The 25,631-nt window shown below is 41.4% G+C and carries 23 protein-coding genes; 8 read left to right on the forward strand and 15 right to left on the reverse strand.

The annotated features are described in order from the left end of the window. Window positions 1-173 precede the first annotated feature (173 nt). The 11 genes from CXF93_RS19115 to CXF93_RS19165 form a co-directional block, all read right to left on the reverse strand. Window positions 174-911 (reverse strand): aldehyde dehydrogenase family protein, encoded by a 738-nt coding sequence (locus CXF93_RS19115; RefSeq protein WP_101064107.1) that lies wholly within the window; start codon window positions 909-911, stop codon window positions 174-176. 31 nt (window positions 912-942) lie between these two features. Further along, a complete protein-coding gene (gene putA, locus CXF93_RS19120) occupies window positions 943-4,059 on the reverse strand; it encodes a bifunctional proline dehydrogenase/L-glutamate gamma-semialdehyde dehydrogenase PutA (RefSeq protein ID WP_101064108.1) in 3,117 nt (1,038 codons plus the stop codon). Between the two features lie 185 nt (window positions 4,060-4,244). Continuing rightward, complete coding sequence (locus CXF93_RS19125) at window positions 4,245-4,709, reverse strand: YbaN family protein (RefSeq protein WP_101064109.1); 465 nt, start codon at window positions 4,707-4,709, stop codon at window positions 4,245-4,247. Between the two features lie 252 nt (window positions 4,710-4,961). Next, a complete protein-coding gene (locus tag CXF93_RS19130; protein ID WP_017222567.1) occupies window positions 4,962-6,266 on the reverse strand; it encodes a TRAP transporter large permease in 1,305 nt (434 codons plus the stop codon). Between the two features lie 4 nt (window positions 6,267-6,270). Then, window positions 6,271-6,882: a TRAP transporter small permease gene (locus CXF93_RS19135; RefSeq protein ID WP_101064110.1), complete on the reverse strand. Its 612-nt coding sequence runs from the start codon at window positions 6,880-6,882 to the stop codon at window positions 6,271-6,273. Window positions 6,883-6,963: 81 nt separating this feature from the next. Next, window positions 6,964-7,989, reverse strand: coding sequence for a TRAP transporter substrate-binding protein DctP (dctP, locus tag CXF93_RS19140; protein ID WP_101064111.1), 1,026 nt, complete (start codon window positions 7,987-7,989; stop codon window positions 6,964-6,966). A 385-nt stretch (window positions 7,990-8,374) separates the two neighbouring features. Further along, a complete protein-coding gene (locus tag CXF93_RS19145; RefSeq protein WP_101064112.1) occupies window positions 8,375-9,301 on the reverse strand; it encodes a LysR family transcriptional regulator in 927 nt (308 codons plus the stop codon). Between the two features lie 348 nt (window positions 9,302-9,649). Next, complete coding sequence (locus CXF93_RS19150) at window positions 9,650-11,155, reverse strand: CoA-acylating methylmalonate-semialdehyde dehydrogenase (RefSeq protein WP_101064113.1); 1,506 nt, start codon at window positions 11,153-11,155, stop codon at window positions 9,650-9,652. Between the two features lie 44 nt (window positions 11,156-11,199). Next, window positions 11,200-12,534: an aspartate aminotransferase family protein gene (locus tag CXF93_RS19155; RefSeq protein WP_101064114.1), complete on the reverse strand. Its 1,335-nt coding sequence runs from the start codon at window positions 12,532-12,534 to the stop codon at window positions 11,200-11,202. 294 nt (window positions 12,535-12,828) lie between these two features. Further along, the gene (locus CXF93_RS19160) at window positions 12,829-13,464 is read right to left on the reverse strand and encodes a trimeric intracellular cation channel family protein (RefSeq protein WP_101064115.1); all 636 of its coding nucleotides are present in this window, start codon (window positions 13,462-13,464) and stop codon (window positions 12,829-12,831) included. Window positions 13,465-13,695: 231 nt separating this feature from the next. Next, window positions 13,696-14,274, reverse strand: coding sequence for a cache domain-containing protein (locus CXF93_RS19165; protein ID WP_101064116.1), 579 nt, complete (start codon window positions 14,272-14,274; stop codon window positions 13,696-13,698). Between the two features lie 322 nt (window positions 14,275-14,596). Between CXF93_RS19165 and CXF93_RS19170 the strand changes: the two genes are divergently transcribed. From CXF93_RS19170 to CXF93_RS19195, 6 genes are read left to right on the forward strand one after another with little or no spacing between them, the layout of a single operon-like run. Then, window positions 14,597-15,646, forward strand: coding sequence for an ABC transporter substrate-binding protein (locus tag CXF93_RS19170; RefSeq protein ID WP_101064117.1), 1,050 nt, complete (start codon window positions 14,597-14,599; stop codon window positions 15,644-15,646). Between the two features lie 11 nt (window positions 15,647-15,657). Next, on the forward strand, window positions 15,658-16,494 hold the full coding sequence (locus CXF93_RS19175) for an alkaline phosphatase family protein (protein ID WP_101064118.1): 837 nt from the start codon (window positions 15,658-15,660) through the stop codon (window positions 16,492-16,494). After that, entirely contained in the window at window positions 16,491-17,384 is an 894-nt protein-coding gene (locus tag CXF93_RS19180) for an ABC transporter permease subunit (RefSeq protein ID WP_101064119.1), read from the forward strand. The genes CXF93_RS19175 and CXF93_RS19180 overlap by 4 nt, the downstream gene beginning before the upstream one ends. After that, window positions 17,371-18,159 carry an ABC transporter permease gene (locus CXF93_RS19185; RefSeq protein ID WP_019441373.1) on the forward strand — a complete coding sequence of 263 codons (789 nt, stop codon included), beginning with the start codon at window positions 17,371-17,373 and terminating at the stop codon, window positions 18,157-18,159. The genes CXF93_RS19180 and CXF93_RS19185 overlap by 14 nt, the downstream gene beginning before the upstream one ends. Beyond that, a complete protein-coding gene (locus tag CXF93_RS19190; protein ID WP_101064120.1) occupies window positions 18,159-19,175 on the forward strand; it encodes an ABC transporter ATP-binding protein in 1,017 nt (338 codons plus the stop codon). The genes CXF93_RS19185 and CXF93_RS19190 overlap by 1 nt, the downstream gene beginning before the upstream one ends. Before the next feature lie 11 nt (window positions 19,176-19,186). Beyond that, window positions 19,187-19,849, forward strand: a complete 663-nt coding sequence (locus CXF93_RS19195; RefSeq protein WP_101064121.1) for an HAD family phosphatase — start codon at window positions 19,187-19,189, stop codon at window positions 19,847-19,849. 146 nt (window positions 19,850-19,995) lie between these two features. On the opposite strand, the gene CXF93_RS19200 is transcribed toward CXF93_RS19195, so the two are convergent. Beyond that, window positions 19,996-21,129, reverse strand: a complete 1,134-nt coding sequence (locus CXF93_RS19200; protein WP_101064122.1) for an acyl-CoA desaturase — start codon at window positions 21,127-21,129, stop codon at window positions 19,996-19,998. Window positions 21,130-21,136: 7 nt separating this feature from the next. Then, on the reverse strand, window positions 21,137-22,261 hold the full coding sequence (locus tag CXF93_RS19205; protein WP_101064123.1) for a flavin reductase family protein: 1,125 nt from the start codon (window positions 22,259-22,261) through the stop codon (window positions 21,137-21,139). A 320-nt stretch (window positions 22,262-22,581) separates the two neighbouring features. Between CXF93_RS19205 and CXF93_RS19210 the strand changes: the two genes are divergently transcribed. Then, window positions 22,582-22,914, forward strand: a complete 333-nt coding sequence (locus CXF93_RS19210) for a multidrug efflux SMR transporter (protein ID WP_198551711.1) — start codon at window positions 22,582-22,584, stop codon at window positions 22,912-22,914. A 118-nt stretch (window positions 22,915-23,032) separates the two neighbouring features. Here the strand turns inward: CXF93_RS19210 and CXF93_RS19215 are convergent, their stop codons facing one another. Together CXF93_RS19215 and CXF93_RS19220 are read right to left on the reverse strand one after the other, a co-directional pair. Further along, window positions 23,033-23,845 (reverse strand): TauD/TfdA family dioxygenase, encoded by an 813-nt coding sequence (locus tag CXF93_RS19215; RefSeq protein ID WP_101064125.1) that lies wholly within the window; start codon window positions 23,843-23,845, stop codon window positions 23,033-23,035. A gap of 5 nt (window positions 23,846-23,850) precedes the next feature. After that, on the reverse strand, window positions 23,851-24,999 hold the full coding sequence (locus tag CXF93_RS19220) for a hypothetical protein (protein WP_101064126.1): 1,149 nt from the start codon (window positions 24,997-24,999) through the stop codon (window positions 23,851-23,853). A 242-nt stretch (window positions 25,000-25,241) separates the two neighbouring features. Between CXF93_RS19220 and CXF93_RS19225 the strand changes: the two genes are divergently transcribed. Beyond that, window positions 25,242-25,631 carry a diacylglycerol kinase gene (locus CXF93_RS19225; RefSeq protein ID WP_101064127.1) on the forward strand — a complete coding sequence of 130 codons (390 nt, stop codon included), beginning with the start codon at window positions 25,242-25,244 and terminating at the stop codon, window positions 25,629-25,631.

Below are 25,631 nucleotides of genomic sequence, written 5' to 3' on the forward strand. Positions count from 1 at the left end.
TAACTTAAGACTATTTAAGACGATTCAAGATAATGAGGCTGATGATACTACTAAATAAGCGGTGATACACGGATAGGAGTCCCAATTCAGGCACTCAAACGAGTACCTGAATTGGGTTATTTATATTACTGCATTTATTGCTCGATTGATTACGCCATTAATTACGATCGTAATTAATGGTCGCCACCACCGAGTTCTAACAGGGTCGCGTTACCACCCACGGCAGTAATATTGATAGTACGTGTACGCTCGGTAATAAAACGTAGGATAAAGTGAGTATCCGTCACGTATGCCAATGCACTGCCACTGATTTCAGCCACCAGCTGCGCCAATAAACCATCACGTGTCGATAACGTGCGGTTAATTGTTTGTGCCGTTTGAGCATCACCGGTAAAGGCAACACCCGCTACTTTTGGCGATTCTATCAATGCTGTTAGCTCTGTTTCTTCAGCGCCTTGCACAACAAGATCAGGAATACCTGCTTTGTGTAGCGTATTAAGCAATACAAACTGCAATGCTTGCTGCGCTTGCGGCAGTGCCAATACCAAGGTATTACCTGCTAACAAGGCTGCACTGATATGACCAACGATGGCATTGATCGTGCTGCTTTGCTCTGCGTCTGTCGCCGCAACAACAAATAAACCACGTCCGGCACTGTAAAGTTCATTCACTTCACCTGTCGGTCCTGGCATTAGTTTTTCATCGCCGATTAGCGTGATAGCTTGGTGCTTTTGGTATTTTGCCATTTCACCGGCAAGTTTACCCAGTGCCGCTTCTTGGCTGATAATGTCGACCCATTTGCCAATCAACTCAGCACGGGCAATCACCCCAAGATCATTCCAGCTCGGCCATGCACCAAGGCCGGTTTCAATCAGCTGCTGCGTCTGTACTACTTTATTTTTTACAACCATGGTTTAACTCCTTAATTTACAATGACGCAGCTTAAGCGCTAACAACTTGCTTAGTGAAACGATAGAGGTAATGTGGACCACCCGCTTTTGGACCCGTACCTGATAATCCTTGGCCACCGAATGGTTGCACACCAACAACAGCACCAACTTGGTCGCGATTAATGTAGCAGTTACCCACTCTGATTTGACGTTCGATATCAGTGTAACTACGTTCATTACGACTGTGGATACCCATGGTTAAACCAAAACCAGTGGCATTAATCTCAGCTATCACCTTGTTTAAGTCAGCCGCTTTATAACGCACGATATGTAAAATAGGACCGAACTGTTCATTTTCTAATTGGTCAATACTGTTAATTTCAAATGCAATTGGGGCAATGAAATCACCAAAATTACATTCATCACTCAGCGTTACTTCACCAACAACTTTGCTTGTTGCACGCATTTTATCAATGTGCGCTTGCAGCTTTTTCTTCGCCAGTAAATCAATCACCGGACCAACATCGGTATGATGCTGTTGCGGTAAACCTACGTGTAACTCTTGCATTGCACCTTGGATCAAGGTGGTAATACGGTCGGCAACGTCTTCTTGCACAAACAATACCCGCAGTGCTGAACAGCGTTGACCCGCAGACGCAAATGCAGAACGCATTACATCACGAACCACTTGTTCTGGCAGTGCAGTACTATCCACGATCATGGTGTTTTGACCACCGGTTTCAGCAATCAGCGTCGCCACGTTAGTATCACGTTTAGCCAATGTACGGTTAATCACTTGCGCAGTTTCAGTAGAACCCGTAAATACCACTCCGGCAATACGTTCATCCGCTGTCAGTAATGAACCAACGACAGCACCGCTACCAGGCAGCAAATGTACAGCTTCTTTCGGTAGACCAGCTTCTAACATGAGCTCCATAGTACGCGCGGCAATCAAGCTGGTTTGTTCTGCAGGTTTAGCAATCACGGTATTACCCGCCACTAACGCTGCTGCAACTTGACCAAGGAAGATGGCTAATGGGAAGTTCCAAGGGCTAATACAAACAAAGACACCTTGTCCCTGACGTGTTACTTGCTGAGCAATACCATCAAAACGCACTTGGTTTTTTGCGACCGAGAAGTTTTCAGTGGCTTGCATTGCATAGTAACGACAGAAATCTACCGCTTCACGTACTTCATCTAAGCTATCATGAATGGTTTTACCCGCTTCTTTATGGCATAACGCCACCAATTCAGCTAAATTTTCTTCTAATAAATCAGCCACTTTATTTATGCATTCAGCGCGCTGTGCCACAGGTACTGCAGACCATGTCGGGAAGTAATCTGCTGCAGTATCTAGTGCCGTTGTTACTTCGGCAGGTGTTGACCACAATACTTGTCCGACGTGAATACGACGGTCGTAAGGCGCACTCACAGGCTTAGCATTATCTAATTCAGTGGTGATCACTTGACCATTAACCACTGGCGCTGCTTGCCACGTTTTTTGCATTTGCAAAGTAAGCTCGGTATTAAACGGCGTGATCTCGCTGATAATATCAACGTTGATGTTGCATGAGTTTTTACGGCCGGCAAAGATCTTCGTTGGCAGTGGGATCAAACTGTTGTGGAACGTTGGGCGACTTTCTAAGGTATCAACCGGATGTTCTGTTAATTCACTAATTGGACAATCAGCATCAACCAAACGGTGTACGAACGAGCTGTTCGCGCCATTTTCTAATAAACGACGAACCAAATATGGCAACAAGTCTTTGTGGCTACCAACTGGTGCGTAAATACGTACATCAACACCATACATTTCTAATGCGTGGTTATACAATGCATCGCCCATGCCGTGTAAGCGTTGGAATTCAAAATCTTTATGCTCAGCCATGGTCGCAATAGCTGACACTGTATGGGCATTATGGCTAGCAAACTGTGGATAGATACAACCACGAATTTGTTCACTTAATAAGAAACGTGCACAGGCAAGATAGGCAACGTCGGTGGCTTCTTTACGGGTATAAACCGGGTAGCCATCATAGCCATTTTGCTGTGATAGTTTAAGTTCAGTATCCCAATAAGCGCCTTTTACTAAGCGTAGCGGGATCACATCGCCCTGCTCTTTTGCTAATGCAGCTAACCAAATTAAAGTTGGTAATGCCCGCTTAGAATAAGCTTGTACTACGATACCGAATTTCCCCCAACCTTGTAGGCGTGGGTTACGGTATAATTTTTCAAATAATGCTAATGATAACTCTAACCGATCGGCTTCTTCCGCATCGATAGTAATGCCCACATCTAGATCACGTGCACGTAATAACAATTCTAATACCGTGTCGTGCATTTCAGTCATCACACGCGCTTCATTAGCCACTTCATAACGTGGGTGCAATGCTGATAATTTAATTGATACCGTTGGCGCAGGCGTTTTATCGTTGGCATATTTGTTTTTACCAACCGCTTCTACTGCTTTAATGTAATCATTAAAATATTTTTTCGCGTCAGCGGTTGTTAGCGCGGATTCACCCAACATATCAAATGAATAGGTAAAGCCTTTGTCACGTTGAGGACGGCCATTTTTTTGTGCTTCAACAATGTTACGACCCAATACGAATTGGTGCCCCATGATCTTCATGGCTTGGTTCATTGCTTGACGAATAATGGGTTCTGATACTTTATTGACTAAACGGCTAATGGTATTACCCGCAGATTTAGTGTCTTTACGATCCATGCTGACGACTTTACCAGTCAGTAATAGTCCCCATGTCGATGCATTCACAAAGGTCGAATCAGAATTTTTTAAATGCGATTTCCAATCTGCTACGCTTAATTTGTCACGGATTAATGCATCCGCTGTTGCCGCATCAGGAATACGCATCAAGGCTTCAGCAAGACACATAAGCAAGATACCTTCTTTAGTATCTAGGCTGTATTCCAATAACAAAGCATCAATCATTTGAATGGCTTGTTTATCAGCGCGCACGCGTTCGATTAACACAGTTGCATTGGTGGTGATCTGAGATTTCTCTTCTGCAGATGGGCGGGCCATTGGTAGCAATTCTGCTAACCATTCTGACTCATCAACCATATACAAAGGAGATATTAACTGCCAAAGTTCATCCATAGGACGATCTATAAACGACGGAGAAAGTGCATCTAACGCTTTAAACATACCAAGGGCCTCTTAACTTACGAAATTTAATGCTGCGAGAGTGTTACATTAAAGATACAGAAATAATATGAGTTAGTTAGCAGAAATAGAAAGAAAATGTGATTTATATAAAATAATTAGTATTTCAGTTCAGTTTAAGCAGTAATTTAAGTCTGATAACGATATAAAAGTCAGTAAAACAGTGATTATGATAAGCGTTGTAAGGATAGAAGGTGACGGCTAACAAGACAACCCGTGATCACTAATAGTATTTTCACCGCCCAGTACGGGGTAAAATAAATGGCTAATAACATCGCCAGCCACATGCTCGATAGTGAACTCCACAGTTGTTTTTTACTGATACCTTTACGCAATAAATAATTAGTGAGGTAAGGGCCAAGGTAGCGATGGTTAAACAGCCATAACTGTAGCTTGCGCGAAGAACGACTAAAACAAGCAGCGGCTAATAATAAGAATGGCACTGTCGGTAACAGGGGTAAAAAAATACCTAATACACCTAAAGCAACGGCAAGACAGCCAGCCAAAAGTAACAATGCCCGCCACGGTTGAGAGACTAAATAGTTTTCAGCCACTATCGGTTCACCAACAAGCGATTCATCAGTAACATGATTGGATTGATTTATATTTTGCTTGATTGTTGGTTTAGTCATACTCGTTTCTCGTCACCGTTTTATCAGCAATAAACAGCTGTATTGCTATGCTCTATGCCCCATCATAGAGCAGCTCTGGCATTGAATACTAGTTTAGTAACTATTTTAATCGTGACGAGTCCCCATGAAATTGAGGCATATTAATCTTAGAGAGGCGCTTTCATGGCAATTTGAGAGCAAATAATTGGACCAACAAGGTCTGTGCCATCAGCGCTAAATAAAGATCTGATGGCCCAGAAGCACGAGTCTAAGTTACTCAATCCCCATCAATAAACGCGGTAAAAACAGCGCTATATCAGGAACAAAAGTCACCAATAACACCATAGGTAAATGCCCAAATAATAATAATTTAACCGTCGGCACAATATATTTATTGAGCGGTAACTTAGCCACCCCCCCTGCCATATAGAGCATTGGCGCACACGGTGGCGAAACATTACCGAGTCCAAGGTTTACGCCAACAATGGCAGCAAAATGAATAGGGTGAATACCAAGCGCCTGCACAACTGGCAAGAAAATAATCGCCGCTAATACACCACCAGAAATATCATCGACAATCATCCCGATAAGCAGTAGTAATACATTGATGACTAACAGGATAACGAGTTTATTATCAGAAATTGTTAATAATGCTTCAGCAAGTTGTTTGGGGACTTGTTCCAAGATCATTGCCCGGCTCATAATAAACAAGAAAAACAATACGGCCATAATGGACCCGGTCATCGTCACAGCGCGAACGGTTGCACTGCCTAATGTTTTAAATGTCAGGCCCTTGTAGACCATCAAACTAACCGGAATAGCATAAATCACCGCAATGGCAGCCGCTTCTGTTGGCGTCGCAATACCACTATAAATAGCACCTAAAATAATGATTGGCATCAACAATGCGAACATTGCATTATATCCCGATTTAGCGACGCCACGCACTGCTTGGGCGAAAGGTAAAGGAGGGTCAACTTTTATCGATGTGTCGTTACGTAAAAACCAAAAATTCAAACAACAGTATATTATCGTTAACAAGATACCCGGAATAATAGTCGATAAAAAAGCCGCGCCGACAGACAGTCCACCGGTAATCGAAAAAATAATCATTGGGATACTTGGCGGAATTAACAATGCTAATACCGAAGAACAAGCAACTAAAGCCGTCGCATGTCCCTCAGGGTAGCCCTCTCTTATCATCCGTGGGATCATGATTTGTCCGATCGCTGCAATCGCTGCCGATGAACTGCCAGAAATGGCGCCAAAAAGCGCACAGGTCAATACAGTTACAGCACCCAAGCCACCCTTAAGGCGACCAACGATTGAATTGACAAAATCAAGTAAACGCTCAGAGATCCCGCCTTCGGCCATTAAAATCCCAGCTAAAATAAATAAGGGCAGCGCTAACAGCGCAAAACCACTCGCGGTATTAAAGCCATGCGTGACTAAAAATGAAATATCATTACCAGTCGCATAGGTAAATAAAATAGCGCCAATACCAAATGAAAATGCCACTGGAACTTCAGCTAATAACAAAATAACTATGACTAACATAGATAAAAGGAAGATAACCATAATGCTAGTCCTTGTCGTTAATTAAAGATTGATGCCCTAGGGCTTGAGATTGATCTTTCGCGGCTAACATCATCGCACGAAAGTCTTTGGCAGCATGTAATAGGAAATAACCTGCCATCATAAAGAAACCAAAGATCATGCTGGCACTCCAGAGTCCTTTAGGCCATTGTAAATACAGGCTCATGCGTCCTTTTTCAATCATATATAATCCGTATTTAGCCGCATAATAACCAAAGATACAGGCGGCAATAGCACAAATAACTGAGCCGATAAAACGGATCATTTCAATTTTAAACGGGTCGCTAACAACAAGGGTCACGATACCGCCGTGAATGTGCGCCCGCTGCTTAGTCGCATAACCCATACCAAGAAAGTATGTCCATACCGCCATTAAAATTGCAGCTTCTTCTATTCCCGCAAAAGGAGAATCGAGCGCATAACGCATGATGACTTGGGCGAACATTAATATAGCAAGTCCGAGACCGCTAAAGATCATCGCCGCTTTGAGACAGCAATCGAGCAAAAATTCAAACCGCTGCAGCACGGATTTTTTTACTTTATCTGGTGAGCCAACCTGCGGCGATAGAGTAGCGGATGCTAATTTGCTGGGATTCATAAATATATCCTCTTACATCTGAAATTTTTGGGCCAGGTCATGTAATTACAGACCTGAACCCAGATTAGGTATAAGAAGGGATTATTTAATACCAGCTATCTCACGCATCATATTCATGATATCGCTACCCACTTTTTTCTCCATATATGGCCATTCTTTTGCGTACAGGATATCTTTAGCTTTAGTACGCTCTTGGTCTGATAATTCGATAACTTTAATACCACTATCGCGAACCTTGTCTAAGAATCCATTATCGAGCGATTCAGCTTCCTGCCAAGCCCATTTTAGTGTGGCATCCGCTGCAGCTTGCATTTTCTCTCTCTCGGCCGTTGGTAGATCTTCCCACCAGTCTTTATTCACTAACCAGAAAGCATGTTCAAAATAATCACGGGTTAAGATGTAAGCTTCTAACACATCACGCATCTGATAGATTTCAACTGCTGGACCAAATGCCCGACCATCGACCGTGCCTAGTTGCAATGCGGTGTACAACTCAGAATACGGCATAGGAACAGCCGCAAATCCCCAGTTTTTAAAGCGTTCAATTGCAAGGGGTGACGGGATCACCCGCATTTTTATGCCTTTTGCATCTTCAGGAAAATTGGTTGGAATTTTGTCGACACCTTTACGGATAGTAATAGAACCAAAACCAGTTGGAATCGTACCGAGCGCCACGAGATCCATATCTGCAAAAATATCATTGTACACATCGAGCATCGGGCCTCCGGGGCCATAAACTTTACGTGCACTTTCCCAGTCATCGACCACATAACCCAGCCAAGTCAGATCGAGTCGGCCATCAAATTCAGACGCGCCATAAGTAATGGTCATGGGGATAACACCCATCATCGTTTGTTCAAACTGCGAGGTCCAATCACCGAGATCACCACCTGGATGATAATCCGCTTTATAAGCAGAACCCTGTTCATTTAATTGTTCGATAAATTTCTGAGAAGAGTGGTGGAAAATATGTTCGGTGTTATAAGCCTGGGCAAAAATAAACTCATCACCAGCCATCGCAGTATTGGTTGTCGACATGCTCAACACGGCGGCAAAGCTACAAGCAGTAATCAATCTTGTTTTAATACGTTTTGTTTTATTCAACACAATATTAATCCTCTATTTTAGATTTTATAAGCCTTACTTTAGAATGATTTTCATTCCAATTTAGGCGAGGTCAAATTGATTCTGCTCCGTTTTATAGTTTATATAAATTCAAGAAATCTTAACTAAAGTTAACTATTTGTTAACCTAATGTACACCGAGTGTTTGTCGGTTGTCTGAACACCCATGAACAACTTTATAAACTCAATTATCACTCATTTGCGGACTCTTACTTTGAAATAAGTAAAACAAGCAAACTATTACGCTAATACGACCAAGGTCACAACAAAGAAAAAGCGCCTAACATGGCGCTTATTCTCGTCAATTTTGAGACTGGAACTGTATTTTGAATGTGCTTGAATAGAGCAATATGATTTAGAAAGGGGGGTTATTTCACCACGGTATTAGCGAGTAGTTCCATGAAGGTATCGACAATAATATTTGAGCGTGCACTTTTTCTGGTCACCGCCGAATAACAGCTTTCGATGCGAAATCGATCCGGTTTTATAGCCCTAATTTTGCCATCTGCCACCCACTGCCGAGCAAAATGGTCAGGTAAGTAACCAATGTAGCGGCCGGTAAGAATCAAAAAAGCGATGCCTTCACGATCCGTGGCACTTGCTATGTTATTGAGTTTTTGCAACGACCGCTTAATTTCAGGTGTCTGTTGATAAGATAACACTACCGCATCAGACACTGAGATCATCGCGTTGGTCAATTGTTTATCGTCAAGATTAAAATACGGATGATCTTTACTGCAATACAGTAGTGATTCCTCTGGATATAACGGCGTGTAATTGAGACCGGGCAATAACCGTAGTTCAGGAACCGCACCGACATGTAACCGACCATCAAGCACATTAATTTCAATTTGATCTGGCGGCATCATCCTAATATTGATCTGAATTTCAGGCCCTAAATCTTTTAACGCCATGAGCGCATTAGTAAGCCTCATGTGCTCAATGGTAACCAGGTTATCGGTAATACCGATATTAAGTTCACCTTTCAGCTGCTGATTAATACCATTGACCTGAGTCCGGAATGTTTCTAACGCACTAAGCAGTTCGATAATAGACTGATAAACCTCTGCGCCTTCTTCCGTCAAAGAAAAACCGGTACGACCACGCTGACAAAGTTTTAAATTAAGCCGCTGTTCAAGATCTGAAATAGCAATACTGATCGCCGGACGACTAATATTTAATTCGACCTCTGCGGCTGAAAAGCCTGCACAATCAACCACAGTTTTAAATATACGTAATATACGCAGATCAATATTACTGACCTGTCCTGTAAAACCTCGTTTCTTAAATGTCATTTTTCACCAATAGATAAATAAATACTTAACTTAAGTTCATCACGTTTGAAGTTATTTAAGTAATTGAAGTTATCAGTCGTTCAAGCACCAGTCAGTTAACAAGATCACAACAATAATGCTAACATTCAGTTTTATGCTTTTTTAAATCTAGGCGGGTAATATAGAGGTGGGTAAATCGTTATTTTTTAGCAGCTTAACTTCCAATGATACATTATTAACACTCATCCGATGACACGTGAGTAAAGTAACTATGCAGTCGTAACATTTGGTTAAAGCACAGCTTAATATTTATTAAACTGTGCTAAGTCATTGTAAAATAGTAGTTGTAAGCTAAATGGTTGTCGCTAACTAGCTAGGAAAGGCGAAACTTGCACCTTCACGGACGCCACTTGACGGCCAGCGTTGCGTGATCGTTTTACGTTTAGTATAAAAACGTACGCCATCAGGGCCGTAGGCATGTAAGTCACCAAACAATGAGCGTTTCCAGCCACCAAAACTATGGTAGGCAACCGGCACAGGTAGCGGTACGTTAATACCCACCATACCCACTTGGATATTATCCGAGAAATAACGAGCCGCTTCACCATCACGGGTAAAGATACAAGTACCATTACCATACTCATGATCGTTAATTAACTGCATCGCCTCTTCCATGGTTTTAACGCGCATTACTTGTAACACTGGTCCAAATATTTCAGCATCGTAACTTTCCATTTCAGGCGTAACGCCATCAATTAAAGTGGCACCAACAAAGAAGCCATTCTCATAACCTTTCACCACAGGTTGACGGCCATCAACAACAATTTCTGCGCCCTGATTTTGAGCACTGGTGATATAGCCTTCTACTTTTTCTTTATGCGCCTGAGTAATGACCGGACCAAAATCATTGCTGGCATTATCATAAGCACCAATACTAAGATCTTTCATTGCCACCGTCATTTTTTTCACCAACGAATCAGCAGCCTCATCACCGACGGCAACAGCGACAGACAATGCCATACAACGCTCACCTGATGAGCCAAACGCCGCGCCCAACAATTGATTAACCGCATTGTCCATGTCTGCATCTGGCATAATGATCGCGTGGTTTTTAGCGCCGCCCAATGCCTGACAACGTTTGCCATTAGCACTGGCGGTGCTGTAAATATATTCCGCAATCGGCGTTGAACCAACAAAACTGACTGCTTTAACTCGATCGTCACTTAATAAAGTATCTACGGCTTCTTTATCGCCGTTAACCACATTCATAACACCATCAGGCAATCCCGCTTCTTTTAACAGCTGAGCGATCAATAACGTTGAGCTTGGATCGCGTTCAGATGGTTTCAGGATAAAGCAATTACCACAGACAATCGCCAGTGGGAACATCCACATTGGCACCATTGCAGGGAAATTAAATGGCGTAATACCGGCAACAACGCCCAGTGGTTGAAACTCGCTCCATGAATCAATATTAGGGCCAACATTCTTGCTGTGTTCGCCTTTAAGCAACTCCGGGGCACCGCAGGCGTACTCGACGTTTTCGATCCCACGCTGCAATTCACCTGCCGCGTCGTGTGATATCTTACCGTGTTCTTCACCGATTAATCGACAGATGGCGTCCGCATTTTTTTCTAATAATTCTTTGAAACGAAACATCACCCGCGCACGTTTTATCACTGGGGTATTACGCCATTGTGGGAAAGCAGCTTCAGCCGCAGAAATAGCTTGTTCAACGGTTTGCTTTGACGCTAAAGCGACTTTCTTTTCTGCGTTGCCAGTAGCTGGATTAAAAACATCTTGAGTACGGTTACTATCACCAATATTCGTGTCTACCATTTCACCATTGATTAAATGACCAATTACGTTATTCATATAAATTCTCCATGCGAGGTTATCAAACCTCATTATCAAATTGTTTAAGCTATTTCGTTAAAAGTCTCGCCGAGGGCGTTAATCAACAAATCTATTTCTTCGCGTTCACTGGTAAATGGCAGGCCAAGTTGAATCGTTGCGCCGCCATAACGAACATAGAAACCTTTCTTCCACATTTTCATCGCGATTTGATACGGGCGTAAACCGGCATCGCCCGCTATCGGCGCAATAGTAAAACCAGCAGCTAAACCATAATTACGAATATCAGTGACGTGTTTACAACCTTTAAGGCTATGGACCATTTCCTCAAAATAAGGGCTAATATCTTTAACACGCTCTATTAATTTATCTTTTTGCAGCAGCTCTAATCCTGCAAGCCCAGCCGCACAGGCAACAGGGTGTGCGGAGTAAGTGTAACCATGCGGAAATTCCAACATGTACTCGGGGCCGCCTTGCTCCATGAAGGTATCGTAAATTTCTTGTTTGGCGATGACAGCACCCATCGGAATAGCGCCATTGGTCAACTGCTTGGCGACATTAATAATATCAGGGGTGACGCCGAAAGCTTCTGCTCCGGTCTTTGCACCAATGCGACCAAAAGCACAAATCACTTCATCAAAAATCAGTAGAATATTGTGTTGGTCACAAATTTCACGTAAACGATTCAAGTAACCCACTGGCGGTGGAATAACCCCAGCAGATCCAGCCATTGGTTCAACGATAACTGCCGCAATATTCGAAGCATCGTGCAAAGCCACTAAATCAAGTAAGTCATTAGCAAGCTCATAGCCTGTTTTCGGCTGGCCTTTAACAAAGGTATTTTCACTTAACATGGTATGACGTAAATGATCGGCTTCAACCGCAGGTCCATATAATGCACGATTGGCACCAATACCACCGACAGAGATCCCACCAAAGTTAACACCGTGATAGCCCAAGCCGCGACCGATTAACTTAGTCTTAGTCCCCATGCCCTTTTTACGCCAGTAAGCACGTGCCATTTTTAGTGAGGTTTCAACGGCCTCAGAACCCGAACCGGTATAAAAAACGCGGTTTAAGCCTTTAGGCATAAACTCGACAATTTTTTCTGCCAGTTGAAATGCTTTCGGATGCCCAAATTGAAACGCAGGGGCATAATCCAATTGTTTTATTTGTTTACTAACCGCTTCGGTAATTTCCGGGCGGCTGTGTCCAGCGCCGCAGCACCAGAGGCCTGACAAACCGTCAAAAATTTTACGACCGTCAGCATCGGTATAATAGTTTCCCTTTGCAGAAACAATTATGCGTGGGTCTTTTTTAAACTCACGGTTTCCAGTGAATGCCATCCAGTGGGCATCTAGTTGTGCCTGGCTGATGCCATGCGTCGCTTGGTTGTTCATCTTTCACCTCAGCATATAATAAGAGTTAGACTTAAGAGTCAGACTTAAGATGTTGTTATTATCAACACTCTGTCAGATTAATAAATCTGTAATTATTGAACCTTGGTTAAGTAAAAGGTTAAGTAAATAATTAAATGAATGGCTAAGTAAATTATTACCTTATCGCGCAAGCTTACGATTGAAATAAATTAAATGAGACGGGCTGAAGGTGAATAACTAAGGGCGGGGGGAAATAGGGTATTACAAAAATGCGAAACTTGTTCAGCATCTATGAATGTCACTTTAATCACCGGTTTAATTTCGTGGGGGTCGGTCAGATTTTAATAATAAAAATGCAGGGGAATTTAATTTTTTCACCACGATACAGAAACGCATAAATACAATCAACACCATGCAGATAAGCGCAGCCAGTGTGATGCCCATATTTAAATTAACCAATAAAATATACAAACAACAACCTAAAATAATCGGCGTTGCATACAACTCGGTATTATTAAATAAGGTTTGACGGTGAGCTAGAATATCCCGTAATACCCCACCAAAAATAGCAGTGACGATACCCATAGAGACAGCTACATAAGCAGCATAACCGCCGCTGTATAATTGCTGGGTGACTAACACCGAAAATAGCGATACACCGATAGTATCAAACATAATGATCAGTTTTTTAAGGCGGTTTTTACGGATGTGGGTAATACTGAAAAAGCCAATGATCGCACTGATCAATGCAGTCCAAAAATAGCTGGAGTCGCGGATCCAAAATATGGTTTCGGCCGAAAGAATCAAGTCGCGTAAAGTGCCACCGCCTAACGCCGTGATCCAACCTAGCATCATGATACTGACAATATCTTTACCACGATTAGATTCAACTAATACGCCACTGAGCGCGAAGGCAACAATGCATATCATTTCTAGGCTATAGACCAACATCTGCAACTCCTTGTCGCACTCACTTAATTTATTAATACAATTTATTCATATAACAAAGCAATTAAGTTCGCAGTCTACCCAGTGATTTAAGCAACTGGCAACTGTTTTCACCTCATGAAAGATGATGTTCGCCCTACTCGTCACAATATCCACTGGCCAGAAACAACAAAACCCCAGCAAGCTGAGGTTTAGGAACTTTAATCAATAACAATACGACTGGCAGTAATACCGCTAATGCGAGGTCAGTATATTGATAATTGAATCATCAACATCGTTAATATATACCCCTTCGCCATACGTCCAGCCCCAAGGTTCAAAATACTGCGAGTAAGATATTTTAGCCTGCTGTTCTCGGGTATTCTTACCGTAATAAAAATAACCTGAATAACCCCCATTCTCGCGAGATACAGCTTCGGTATGTAACAGCTGGTATAGCTTTACGCCACTGATATCCATTTCATCTTTCACATTTTGATTGCGCATTTCAGCATTGTTAATTGATTCAAGGAGCAGATAATCGTCATTAAAAACAAAAATATAATTTTCATTGATAAGATTAATTTCATGGATCTTTTTAATCGCTTGCACCTGTGCTTGCGCAAGACTTAACTCGCCATCTAAATAGTCCTGGTAGTAATCATTAATGAGAGAACCGATAAATTTAATGCGGGGTTCCAATGCACATCGACGTTGTTCGATAACATTATTACGGACATATAAAAAATAACTCGTGCTTAACCCTATAAATAGTAGCGATAAGCTCGCCGCTATTAATAGCAGCTTTTTTTCTAGTGACATTGCTTTTAACATTAATTAACTTAATGAACGTCCACATCCTTATTAGTTCAACCTTCTGTTGCTAATGGACGACGGATCATACAGCACAAAAATAGAAATCGAAACAGCAAAAAAACGAACGGTCAGACCTGCCACAAAATCATTCTATATCAGCTTATTATGCTGCCCACCCACCTGTCAGATATAAGATAAGTTACTTATTAAAATAAATAATAGTCATGATGACATTTTAATTAAGCTGTCATTAAAGTGTCATAAAAATGCATAAAAGCTGTCACATAAAAAACATAACATGCACTGCGTACTTACTCACCTGTCTAGGAAGATAGAGATAATGAAAACATTACTAACCAGTACTACATTAATCGCAAGTTTGATGACTACAGTTGTAAATGCCAATGATGATCTTGATTCAGTTATTAGTGCAGCAAAAAAAGAAGGCGCTGTATACAGTGTCGGCATGCCAGATAGCTGGGCGAACTGGAAAGGAACTTGGGCAGATTTGGGCGAGGTTTATGGCTTAAAACACCAAGATACAGATATGAGTTCGGCACAAGAAATTGCTAAATTCTCTGCTGAAAAAACCAATGCAACTGCAGATATTGGTGACGTAGGTTTTGCATTTGCCCGTGTTGCAGTAAAAAAAGGCGTAACACAAGCTTACAAACCAACCACATGGGACAGTATACCAGACTGGGCTAAAGATAAAGACGGTCACTGGGCACTCGCTTACACCGGGACTATCTCATTTATTTCCAATAACAATTTAGTTAAAAATCCACCAACATCATGGGACGATATTCTCAAAGGTGATTATAGGGTCACAGTGGGTGATGTCGGCATCGCCTCACAAGCCAATAACGCCGTATTAGCGGCAGCCTTTGCACTGGGCGGCAGTGAAAAAAATATCAAACCAGCAATCAAATTCTTTTCTAAGCTTGCCAAACAAGGTCGTTTATCACTCAATGATCCAGGCTTAGCTAACCTTGAAAAAGGTGAAGTCGAAGTGGCTATTCTTTGGGACTTTAATGCCTTGAACTATCGCGATCAAATCGACCGCAGCCGTTTCACCGTATCAATTCCACAAGATGGTTCAGTGATATCTGGTTACACCACCATTATCAATAAATATGCTCAGAACCCCAATGCGGCAAAACTGGCGCGTGAATACATATTCAGTGATAAAGGCCAAATTAATTTAGCACAAGGTTATGCACGTCCAATCCGTGACAACGTAACACTACCAGCAGAAATCCAAGCGCAATTATTACCAAATGAACAATACAGCAATGTACATTCGGTAACTGATTTTAAAGCTTGGGAAAAAACAGCACGTAAACTGCCGCGTCAATGGCAAGAAAATGTACTCCTTCACATTCAGTAAAAGAGCAGCTAATGAACAATAAAGTCATCCTTGTTGTTCTCGATGGTCTTAATCATCAAGTAGCCCATGATTGCATGGGTTACTTGAATGCATTAATAGAGCAAGATCGAGCAACACTTTATCCGGTTATCAGTGAACTACCATCAATGTCACGGCCACTGTACGAATGTTTATTAACAGGGGTAACACCAGCACAAAGTGGCATAGTGAATAATGATATTGTCCGTCTGTCACACCACAGCAGCGTATTTAGTTTAGCGAAGCAAGCATCATTAACCACAGCCGCAGCGGCTTACCATTGGATGAGTGAGTTATATAATATCGCCCCTTACAATGCAGTGCGCGATCGCTTTACTGACGATCTAAGCCTGAATATTCAGCATGGTTGTTTCTATCATATGGATCATTACCCTGATGAAATGGTGTTTTTGGATGCCGAAAACTTGCGTCAACAACACCAGCCTGATTTTTTACTTATCCACCCGATGAACATCGATGATGCAGGCCATAAATTTGGTTTAGATTCGAGCCAGTATCGTAATACCGCGCGCCGGGTCGATATCATCTTATCTAACTATGTCGATGTTTGGTTAGACGCCGGATATCAGATCCTTATCACCAGTGATCACGGCATGAACAATGATAGATCCCATGGCGGTATATTACCTGAAGAACGTGCTGTGCCTTTGTTTGTTATCGGTGACGGTTTTAGCCACCAGCCAACAGCGATGAAGCAAACCGAGTTATGTGGCAACGTTTGCCAATTATTGGGATTAGTCGATCATGGTAAATCTTATAATTCAGCGCTATTAAGTACGCAAATAGAAAAGAGTGTAAATAGTCTATGAACACTATTTCAGTTGCCGCAGTGGAAACCTCAAATACCAAGTCAAATCGCAAACTGTTGCGATTAACTAAGTTTAAACCGGCATTAATCTTATTGCCGTTTGCACTGCTGTTTTTTATGTTTCAAATTGCCCCGATGTTGTGGGTATTGTTCAACAGTTTCATTTATGAAGATGAATTTAGCTTAGAAAATTATCAAGAGATTTTTGATTCTGCTTTTATTCTCCAAGGCTTTACCAATAGCTTGTGGTTAGCGATCACCTCAAGCCTCGTCGCTATTATCATTGCAGCATTATTTGTGTCTTCATTACGCCGTTTTGATTCTCGCGTACGAGACTTAATCGTCGCATTTACCAACATGACCGCCAACTTTAGCGGTGTGCCACTGGCGTTTGCCTTTATTATCATTCTCGGTTTTAACGGCGCACTCACCTTATTACTAAAAAAATACGGCATTATTGATGATTTTAATTTGTATGGTCAGTGGGGATTACTGGCTATTTACATCTATTTTCAAGTGCCACTGGCGACCTTACTACTCTACCCGGCATTCGATGCCCTCAGTGATGATTGGCAAGCAGCATCATCCTTGCTTGGTGCTAAAAATTGGCAGTTCTGGCGTTACATCGGTCTACCGGTATTATCACCAGCCTTGCTTGGTACCTTTATCATTTTAATTGCCAATGCCATGGGTGCTTATGCCAGTATCTACGCGTTAACATCCGGCAACTACAATGTTATTACCGTGCGTATTGCGAGTCTGGTATCCGGTGATATCTTCCTGGAACCGAACCTAGCAGCTGCTATTTCAGTATTACTTATTTTATTACTGGCGTTCATCACGCTTATAAACCAACTACTTATTAGTCGGAGTTACCATGCCAAACGCTAATTCTTCGCTGTACCATAAAGCCATTGTTTATAGCACGATAGCGGTATTGGTCATCCCGATCCTCGCGACATTTTTATATTCAATTTCATCGAGCTGGGGCGCAACTATCTTACCAAGTGGTTTTACATTTGATTGGTATAGCCAGTTATGGCAAGACCCACGCTTTATAGCTGCATTTGGTCGTTCACTGCTTGTTTGTATTAGTGCCTTATTATTAAGTGCTCTGTTGATCATTCCGGCCATTTTCGTGGTGTTTTATTATTTTCCTAAATTAAATGGCTTGATGAATATCCTGATCTTATTACCTTTTGCGGTACCGCCTGTCGTGTCATCTGTGGGTTTATTACAAATATATGCAGACAGCTCAATACAAATTGTTGGTACACCGTGGATCTTAATCGGTACTTATTTCACGATTGCTCTGCCGTTCATGTATCGCGCCATCGCCAATAGTTTTGAAGCGATTAATTTAGCTGACCTGATGGATGCTGCGCACTTACTGGGTGCGAGTACCGCACAAGCCTTCTTTCTAATTATTTTACCTAACCTGAAGAAAGGCTTACTGGCATCGCTGTTTTTATCTTTCTCGTTCTTATTGGGTGAATTTGTATTTTCTAATATTTTGGTGGGGACACGTTATGAAACCCTGCAAATATATTTATATAACATGCGTCAAACCAGTGGTCATTTCACGTCTGCATTAGTCATGACTTATTTCGCCTTTATCTTCCTTTTCACTTGGTTGGCCAGCCGTATTAGCCGAGGAGCTCAATAATGAGTTTTGTTACTGTAAAAAATCTACAAAAAAGCTTTGGTAGTAATACCGTATTTTCTGACATTAACTTCAGTATCGCACAAGGTGAATTTGTTACCTTACTCGGTCCAAGTGGCTGTGGTAAATCAACCTTGTTACGTAGCCTCGCCGGACTTAATAGTGTCGACAAAGGTGAAATATGGGTTGGAGAGCAAAACATTACCGACTTAGCACCGCAGAAAAGAGACATCGGTATGGTATTTCAATCATATGCTTTATTTCCTAATATGACCGTGGCGAATAACATCGCTTTCGGGCTTAAAATGAAAAAACTGCATAAAGATGAAATAGCGAAACAAGTGGCTCGGGTAATTGAATTAGTCGAATTAAAAGGCAAAGAACACCAGCACCCACACCAATTATCAGGTGGACAAAGACAACGAGTAGCCTTGGCGCGTGCCTTAGTCGTACAGCCAAATATATTATTACTTGATGAACCGTTGTCAGCGTTGGATGCGCGTATCCGTAAACATTTACGCCAACAAATTTGTGATATTCAAAAAGAACTTAACCTAACGACGGTATTTGTTACCCATGATCAAGAAGAGGCAATGACCATGTCTGACCGTATCTTTTTGATGAATGAAGGGTCGATTGTGCAACAAGGCAGTGCCGAACAAATTTATACCCAACCCCACAACGAGTTTGTGGCCGGATTCATGGGTAATTATAATTTATTATCAGCGCAACAAGCGCAAGACGTACTTGGGGTGAGCATTAAAAATAAATTAGCTATCCGCCCTGAATCAATTTATGTACGTGAATCAGGCCGTGATTATGGTTCGCATATTTCCCCCCCAACTCAAGGTATCATTAAAAGCCATCAATTATTGGGGAATGTGATCCGTTACCAGGTCGATGTAAAAGGCTGTGATATTACCGTCGATTTATTAAATCGTTCATCAGAACGGTTATTCGCGACGGGTACACCGCTAGAACTATTGTTTAACCTAAACGAATTACAACAGGTAAGTTAAGAGAGCATCATATGAGCCAACCACTGTATATTTTTGATTTAGACGAAACGTTAATTGGTGCTGATAGCGCCATGTTATGGCACGAGTTTTTAGTCGAGAAAGGTATCGTCACCGACAGCAATTTTTTAGCCGAAGATAAACGCTTAATGGGCCTTTATTCTACCGGTGAATTGGATATGCCAGAATACCTTAATTTTGCCATGGCACCACTTGCGAAACTGACTAAGCAACAAGTTGATAGCTTGGTTGATGAATGTGTCGAAAAATATATTATGCCTATGGTATTCCCGCAAGCACTGCAACTGTTAGAACAACTAAAAAAAGATAATATAACCACGGTATTAATCTCGGCGACGGTCAGTTTCATTGTTAAAAAAGTAGCGATAAAACTGGGTATTGAACATGCGATGGGCATTGATATGCAAATCGAAGATGGCAGCTATACGGCTAATATTCTGGGTGTTGCCAGTTACCGTGACGGTAAAGTCATACGTTTACAGTCTTGGTTGGCAGAACAAACTGAAATCTATACCGACAGCTACTTTTATACCGACTCGATTAACGACCTGCCGTTATGCTTATTTAGCCAATATCCGCATGTTGTTAACCCATGCCCGCAATTAGCCCTGCATGCACAAACACAAAACTGGCCGCAACTGTCGTGGCGTCTGTAAGTAGTTAAATAGATGACTGACTGAATAAATAGTTAAATGAATAGTTGAATACATAATTAAATAAATAGAATTTGATGACACAAAAAAGCCTGACAGTAATTAACTATCAGGCTTTTTTTTATATTATTTCAGCTTAGCTTAGTCGATTAAAATCGTGGATACAGCGCCGCTTTCTTACCTGTCACTTTACCCACCGGGAAGGAGAAATAAATCACCCTTTGTACGACCGAGGCATACTGGCTAAAGAAACTGCCGGTGTTATAAGCAATACCATATTTAGCCGCAATCACTTGCACTTCTTTCGACATTTCAACATAACGGTGTGCTGGCACTTCTGGGAATAAATGATGCTCAACCTGACAACTTAAATGACCCGTTAAAATATGGAACCATTTAGGGCCAGTTAAATTAGCTGAGCCTAAAATTTGACGATAATACCAATGCCCACGTGATTCATCTTCACATTCTTTTTCGGTGAAGGTATACACTTCTGTTGGGAAGTGACCACAGAAAATAATCGTTGAAGTCCAAAAGTTACGCAGTAAATTAGCCGCTAAATTACCTAGTAATACCATCACAAAAAACGGGCCAGCTAATAATGGGAAGATAACGTAATCTTTGAGAATTTGACGCGTTGATTTGCTATAAAATACTTTCTTTAATTGCTCAACATCAACGTGTGATCCTCGACCCTCTTTTTTCTTACCAAAGAATACGCGTTCACCAGCCATTTCATGGAATGCGATACCCCATTGAAATAAAGTACTGAGCACAAGATAGGTAACGAACTGCCATGAGTTACGCAAGCGCCAAGAGAAATCATCACTTAGACGTAACAAGCCATAACCAAAGTCGCGATCCTTGCCGACAATATTTGTGTAAGTATGGTGTTCGTAATTATGCACGCGTTTCCATGATTCCGAGCTACAGGCATTATCCCATTCAAACGTTTGCGAGTTCAGCGTTGGATCATTCATCCAATCATATTGACCGTGTAAAACGTTATGACCAATTTCCATGTTATCTAAGATCTTCGATGCGCTTAATAACAGCACGCCCACACCCCAGAAATACAACGACATAAAACCCAGTACCAAACAAATACGTCCAGCAATTTCTAAGGTTCGCTGCAGACGAACAATCTTTTTAATGTAACGTTCATCGGTACTACCAACTTGCTGCATAGCTTTGGCTTTTACGCCATCAAGATCTATCGCCAATTGTTCTAATTGTTGTTCATTTAACTTTTTACCAAACTTCTTATCTAATGTTGCCATCATCTTATCCCTATAAATTAATCACGACATCAGTCACTGGTACACTGATACAGGCTTGAATATCTTCTTCACCGGTATCTGAATATGTTTTTGTCTGGCTGTTATAAACCACACCACTTACTTTCTTACATTTACACTCTTGGCAAATGCCCATGCGGCAGCCATATTTAGCTGGGACCACATTATCCTCGGCTAGCATTAATAGTGTTTGCTGATTGTCTTCATCCACAACTATGTCTTTATTCGTTATTGCAAACGACACGTTACGCACAACATTTAGCTCCATATTACGAAAGCTTGCTAAACCAAACTGCTCAAGATGCAATGCGCTTTCAGGCAGTCCCATTTCCAGCAATAATGTTTTAGTACTATCCATCATGCCATTTGGGCCACAAATATAGGCTTCGCTATGCTGTAAATCGCTTGTCACTGCGTTGATATGCGCTGCAGAACAATAACCATCACGCTCACTTTGTAATAATTTCAAGGTGAAGTTGCTATGTTCCAGCTCTAATGCCACTAAGCTTCCGTTTAATGCATGTTGATTAACTCGGGAAAAATACAACAGGGTGAAGTTAATCGTCGGATTATTCGCAACATGCGATAACAACAAGCTGTGAAAAGGCGTAATACCACTGCCACCAGCAATAAATATCACCTCTTTCTTTGGTGCCATTTTTGATGAAGTGTTTGATGCAGCACTCAATACAAAATCACCTTTAGCAGGTGAAACACCTAACATTTCGCCTTTCTTAATCGCACTTGATAACCAAGGCGTAACCCGGCCTGCAAATTGCTTTTTAATGGTTAAGGTGATGGTTTTATCTTGCTGGAACTGCGCTAACGAAGATGAAATAGTGAAAGGACGTTTAATGTAACTGCCATTCTTTTTTACTTGCAGCTCAATATATTGACCAGGTTGGAATGAAAATACCTGTTCATTCACCTTGCCTGAAATCGCTAATGTTAATGAATACATGTCATTATTTTCAGTCTTCATTGTCACGACTGTAGCGGCAAACATCTCACCCATAAGTACGGCAATTGGTTTAGTCGAAAATGGGGCGAAGTAAGCCTTAAACGTATCGTTATTAAATAACGTCAGTGATAATTTATTGGTTAGAACATTAAGCATGTAGCGGTCTCCCTAAAAGTTGAAGTGAGCTTACACGCGTACTCTAGAATGATCCATCAGTATTTTAACTTTAATTTTAAATTTACATTAATTTAAATTAACCCATATTTACATGATGTTATAAACCTAACTCCATATTTAGCAGTGAAACAATAAGTGAACAAGTGTTACCTATATATCAAGATGGTAATTTAAATTAATACCAACATCATAAAATCTAATACTGACGAGCTGGATACGGTCATGTTATTCAGGTATTGTGGCGCGCACATTAATATTGCTAGAAACGATAAACCACCATACTGAAAATACTGACAACAATGCCACCTAATTTATTACTGCCGCTTGCTATTATCTTTGAGGTGATCGCCACATCGCTGCTACCAAAAACCCAACAATTTAGTCAGCCGTTAATAAGTGCGATCGTATTAATTTGTTATGCACTGGCATTTTTCTTACTATCTATCACCATAAAATCTGTACCGATTGGTATCGCGTATGCGATCTGGTGTGGGGCGGGTATCGTACTTGTCACTATGATTAGCTGGCTGTGGTATGGCCAACAGCTCGACTGGGTTGCCATTTTAGGGATAAGTTTGATCCTACTCGGCAGTGTTATTATTAATGTGTTTTCAACTACAATAACGCACTAGATCAAGGATAAGAACAAACTTTAACTTGGTTAATTTCAGGTAACAAAAGAGAAATACGAATACCGTACTTCTCTTTTTATATCAATAGTCTTTATTCAGCGCTGATTTTTCGTTCTAATTACACCACAGTAACACGGTGCAATTTACGTGGACTATCGGCATAATCAATCACCGCATAATGTTGAGTACTGCGATTATCCCAAATAGCTAATGAATTGGCCTGCCACTTAAAGCGCACTTGATATTCAGGTTGTCTGGCCATGGCAAACAGCTTTGCGAGTAAAGCATTACTGTCCTCACGATCCATACCAATAATATAACGGGTGAATTGTTCATTAATGAATAAGATCTCTTCCCCGGTTTCAGGATGGCGCGTGATAACAGGATGCGATACCGGTGGATTTTTTGCTGATACCGCAATGACATCTTTCTGCCAATCTTCAGTGATCTCGCTGCTTTCAATGCCGTCAAAAGCAAACAATGCATGCATAGCGGATAATTCACGTAACAGTATTTTATCTTGTTCTGCTAGTGCGTTAAATACTGCGGTCATCGAACACCACAAGGTATCACCGCCGCAAATCGGCACATGTTGGGCATGCAATACCGAGGCGATTGAAGGTTGCTGACGCCAGGTTAAATCCGTATGCCAAAAACTTTCTAATGGCGGCTTACCCTTGACCGTTTCAATAATACTGACTTGCGGAGCGTGCTCGACATGCGGGAAAAAAGGATGTGTCGGCTCCAATGTTCCAAAACGCGCAGCAATTACTAAATGTTGCTGCGGTGAAAATTTTTGGTCACGAAAAAAAATCACCTGGTGGGTAAACCACGCTTTATAAACCGCCGCAAATGTAGCATCATCACAATTAACAAGATCGACATCGTGGATCAAGGCGCCAATATGAGGCGTAAGCAACTCAATGTGCATGCTGATTACTCTGCAATATATGACGTCAGTGTTTCAACATCCGCATCCGTCGCAATACGATTTAAGTCAGTAATAATTTTATCTTCAACTAAACCATCGGTTAAGCCATCGGTCTCAATCAGTGCACCCTTCACTTTTTCTGTTAGGCTAATAATAAGCTCAGCCTGTTCGTTATTAATGACTTTTTGTTGGTTTAATTTATGACGTAGAGCATTATCAAAATACGTAATTTGTTCGATATAAGTGAAGCTCGAAATATCTTTTGCAAATAATTTAAATGCCACTGTCGCAATAGCATCACGATAACGTAAGGCAATTTTTTCACTTTCCGAACGATCGACACTGTTGATCCAATTTACTTCCGTGGTCACGTTATTAGCACGGCGTAAATCATCTTCAACTTTGGCGATAATAGTATCAAGAATATGCTGCTCGCGCGGCGCCAGTTCAATTGCATCTTTTAATTGCGTGATACGTTGCTGGATTTGCGCATATGTTTGCGGGATCAACTCTTGATCCAGCTTTTTCATTTTCTTAACCAGTGGCGTATAGAAGTTGCTTTTTACAATTCTAATTTCAAGCTGTAATAAACGCTCTTGTATCTTAGCGCTACTTTTTTCATAACCGTCTGTTGACTCATCATCTTCAATATCTGCAATTAAATCAGCGGTACTTTCATGAATATCATCTAATTCATTCTGCCATTGGCCATGAACGTGGGGAGATAAGTATTCCATATCAGCGAGTTGTTGAGTTAAAAATACAGACACTAATGTTTTGATACGCACAGCGTTATCTAACGCTTCTTGCGCTTCTTCAATTTTATCAGTTACTTTACTTTCTGAAGGGCCGCCAAAAAAGCCTTGATCGTTAGGATCAAACTTCGCCACTAAGGTACGCATTGAACGCACGGCAGAATTAATTTTTTTCCAACTATCCGGAGCAAAAAAAACGTAGTCTTCATCTTTACCCGCGTCATATTGTTGTTCAACATGTTCAGCTAAGGCTTTTACTTTTTGTATTGCCAGTGTCGCTTCATCCATGACTTCGACAGCATTGCTATTATCAACGCTACCTTGCGTTGATTCAGATGACGCACAACCTGACAATCCTGCAGCCGATAGAATCATCGCTGCACACAGGGTTTTCTTCATGTTGTTCATCCCATCTTTACAGTATAAAAATATGGATATTACCTAACACGCAGCAAGGTCACAATACAAAAACATGAAATCCGCGCGAATAACACATTTATAAGCACTAAACCGCCACCTTAAGGGTTATCCACCTCGAGTAAGTATTGCTTACACACGCTTACAGTTTATAACGATATATCGCACGATTATGCTGTCTTAACTCAAGTAGAGATTGAAATTAATATAGAGGCGATGAGCTAATGAATCAAAGAAATGGAGTAAACAACACCGGTAAGCCTGGATTAACAGGGTTAACTCGTATGATTAAAGCCACTCAATATTCGTTTAAAGGGCTACGCGCTGCGTTTAAATACGAGTCAGCCATCAGACAAGAATTATTACTGTTAATTATTTTCGTACCAATCGCCCTGCTATTAGACGTCACTAATGTCGAGAAAATACTGCTGGTAGCCTCATTGGTGCTGGTGCTCATTGTCGAACTCGTTAACTCAGCCATAGAAGCCGTTGTCGATCGTATCGGTACTGAACACCATGAATTAAGTGGCCGCGCTAAAGATATCGGCTCTGCCGCGGTGTTTGTTAGTTTGTGCTTAAGTGCATTTATCTGGTTCATAATAGTGGTGCTATAA

Origin of the sequence: Moritella sp. Urea-trap-13, assembly GCF_002836355.1 — a bacterium.
Taxonomy (GTDB): domain Bacteria; phylum Pseudomonadota; class Gammaproteobacteria; order Enterobacterales; family Moritellaceae; genus Moritella.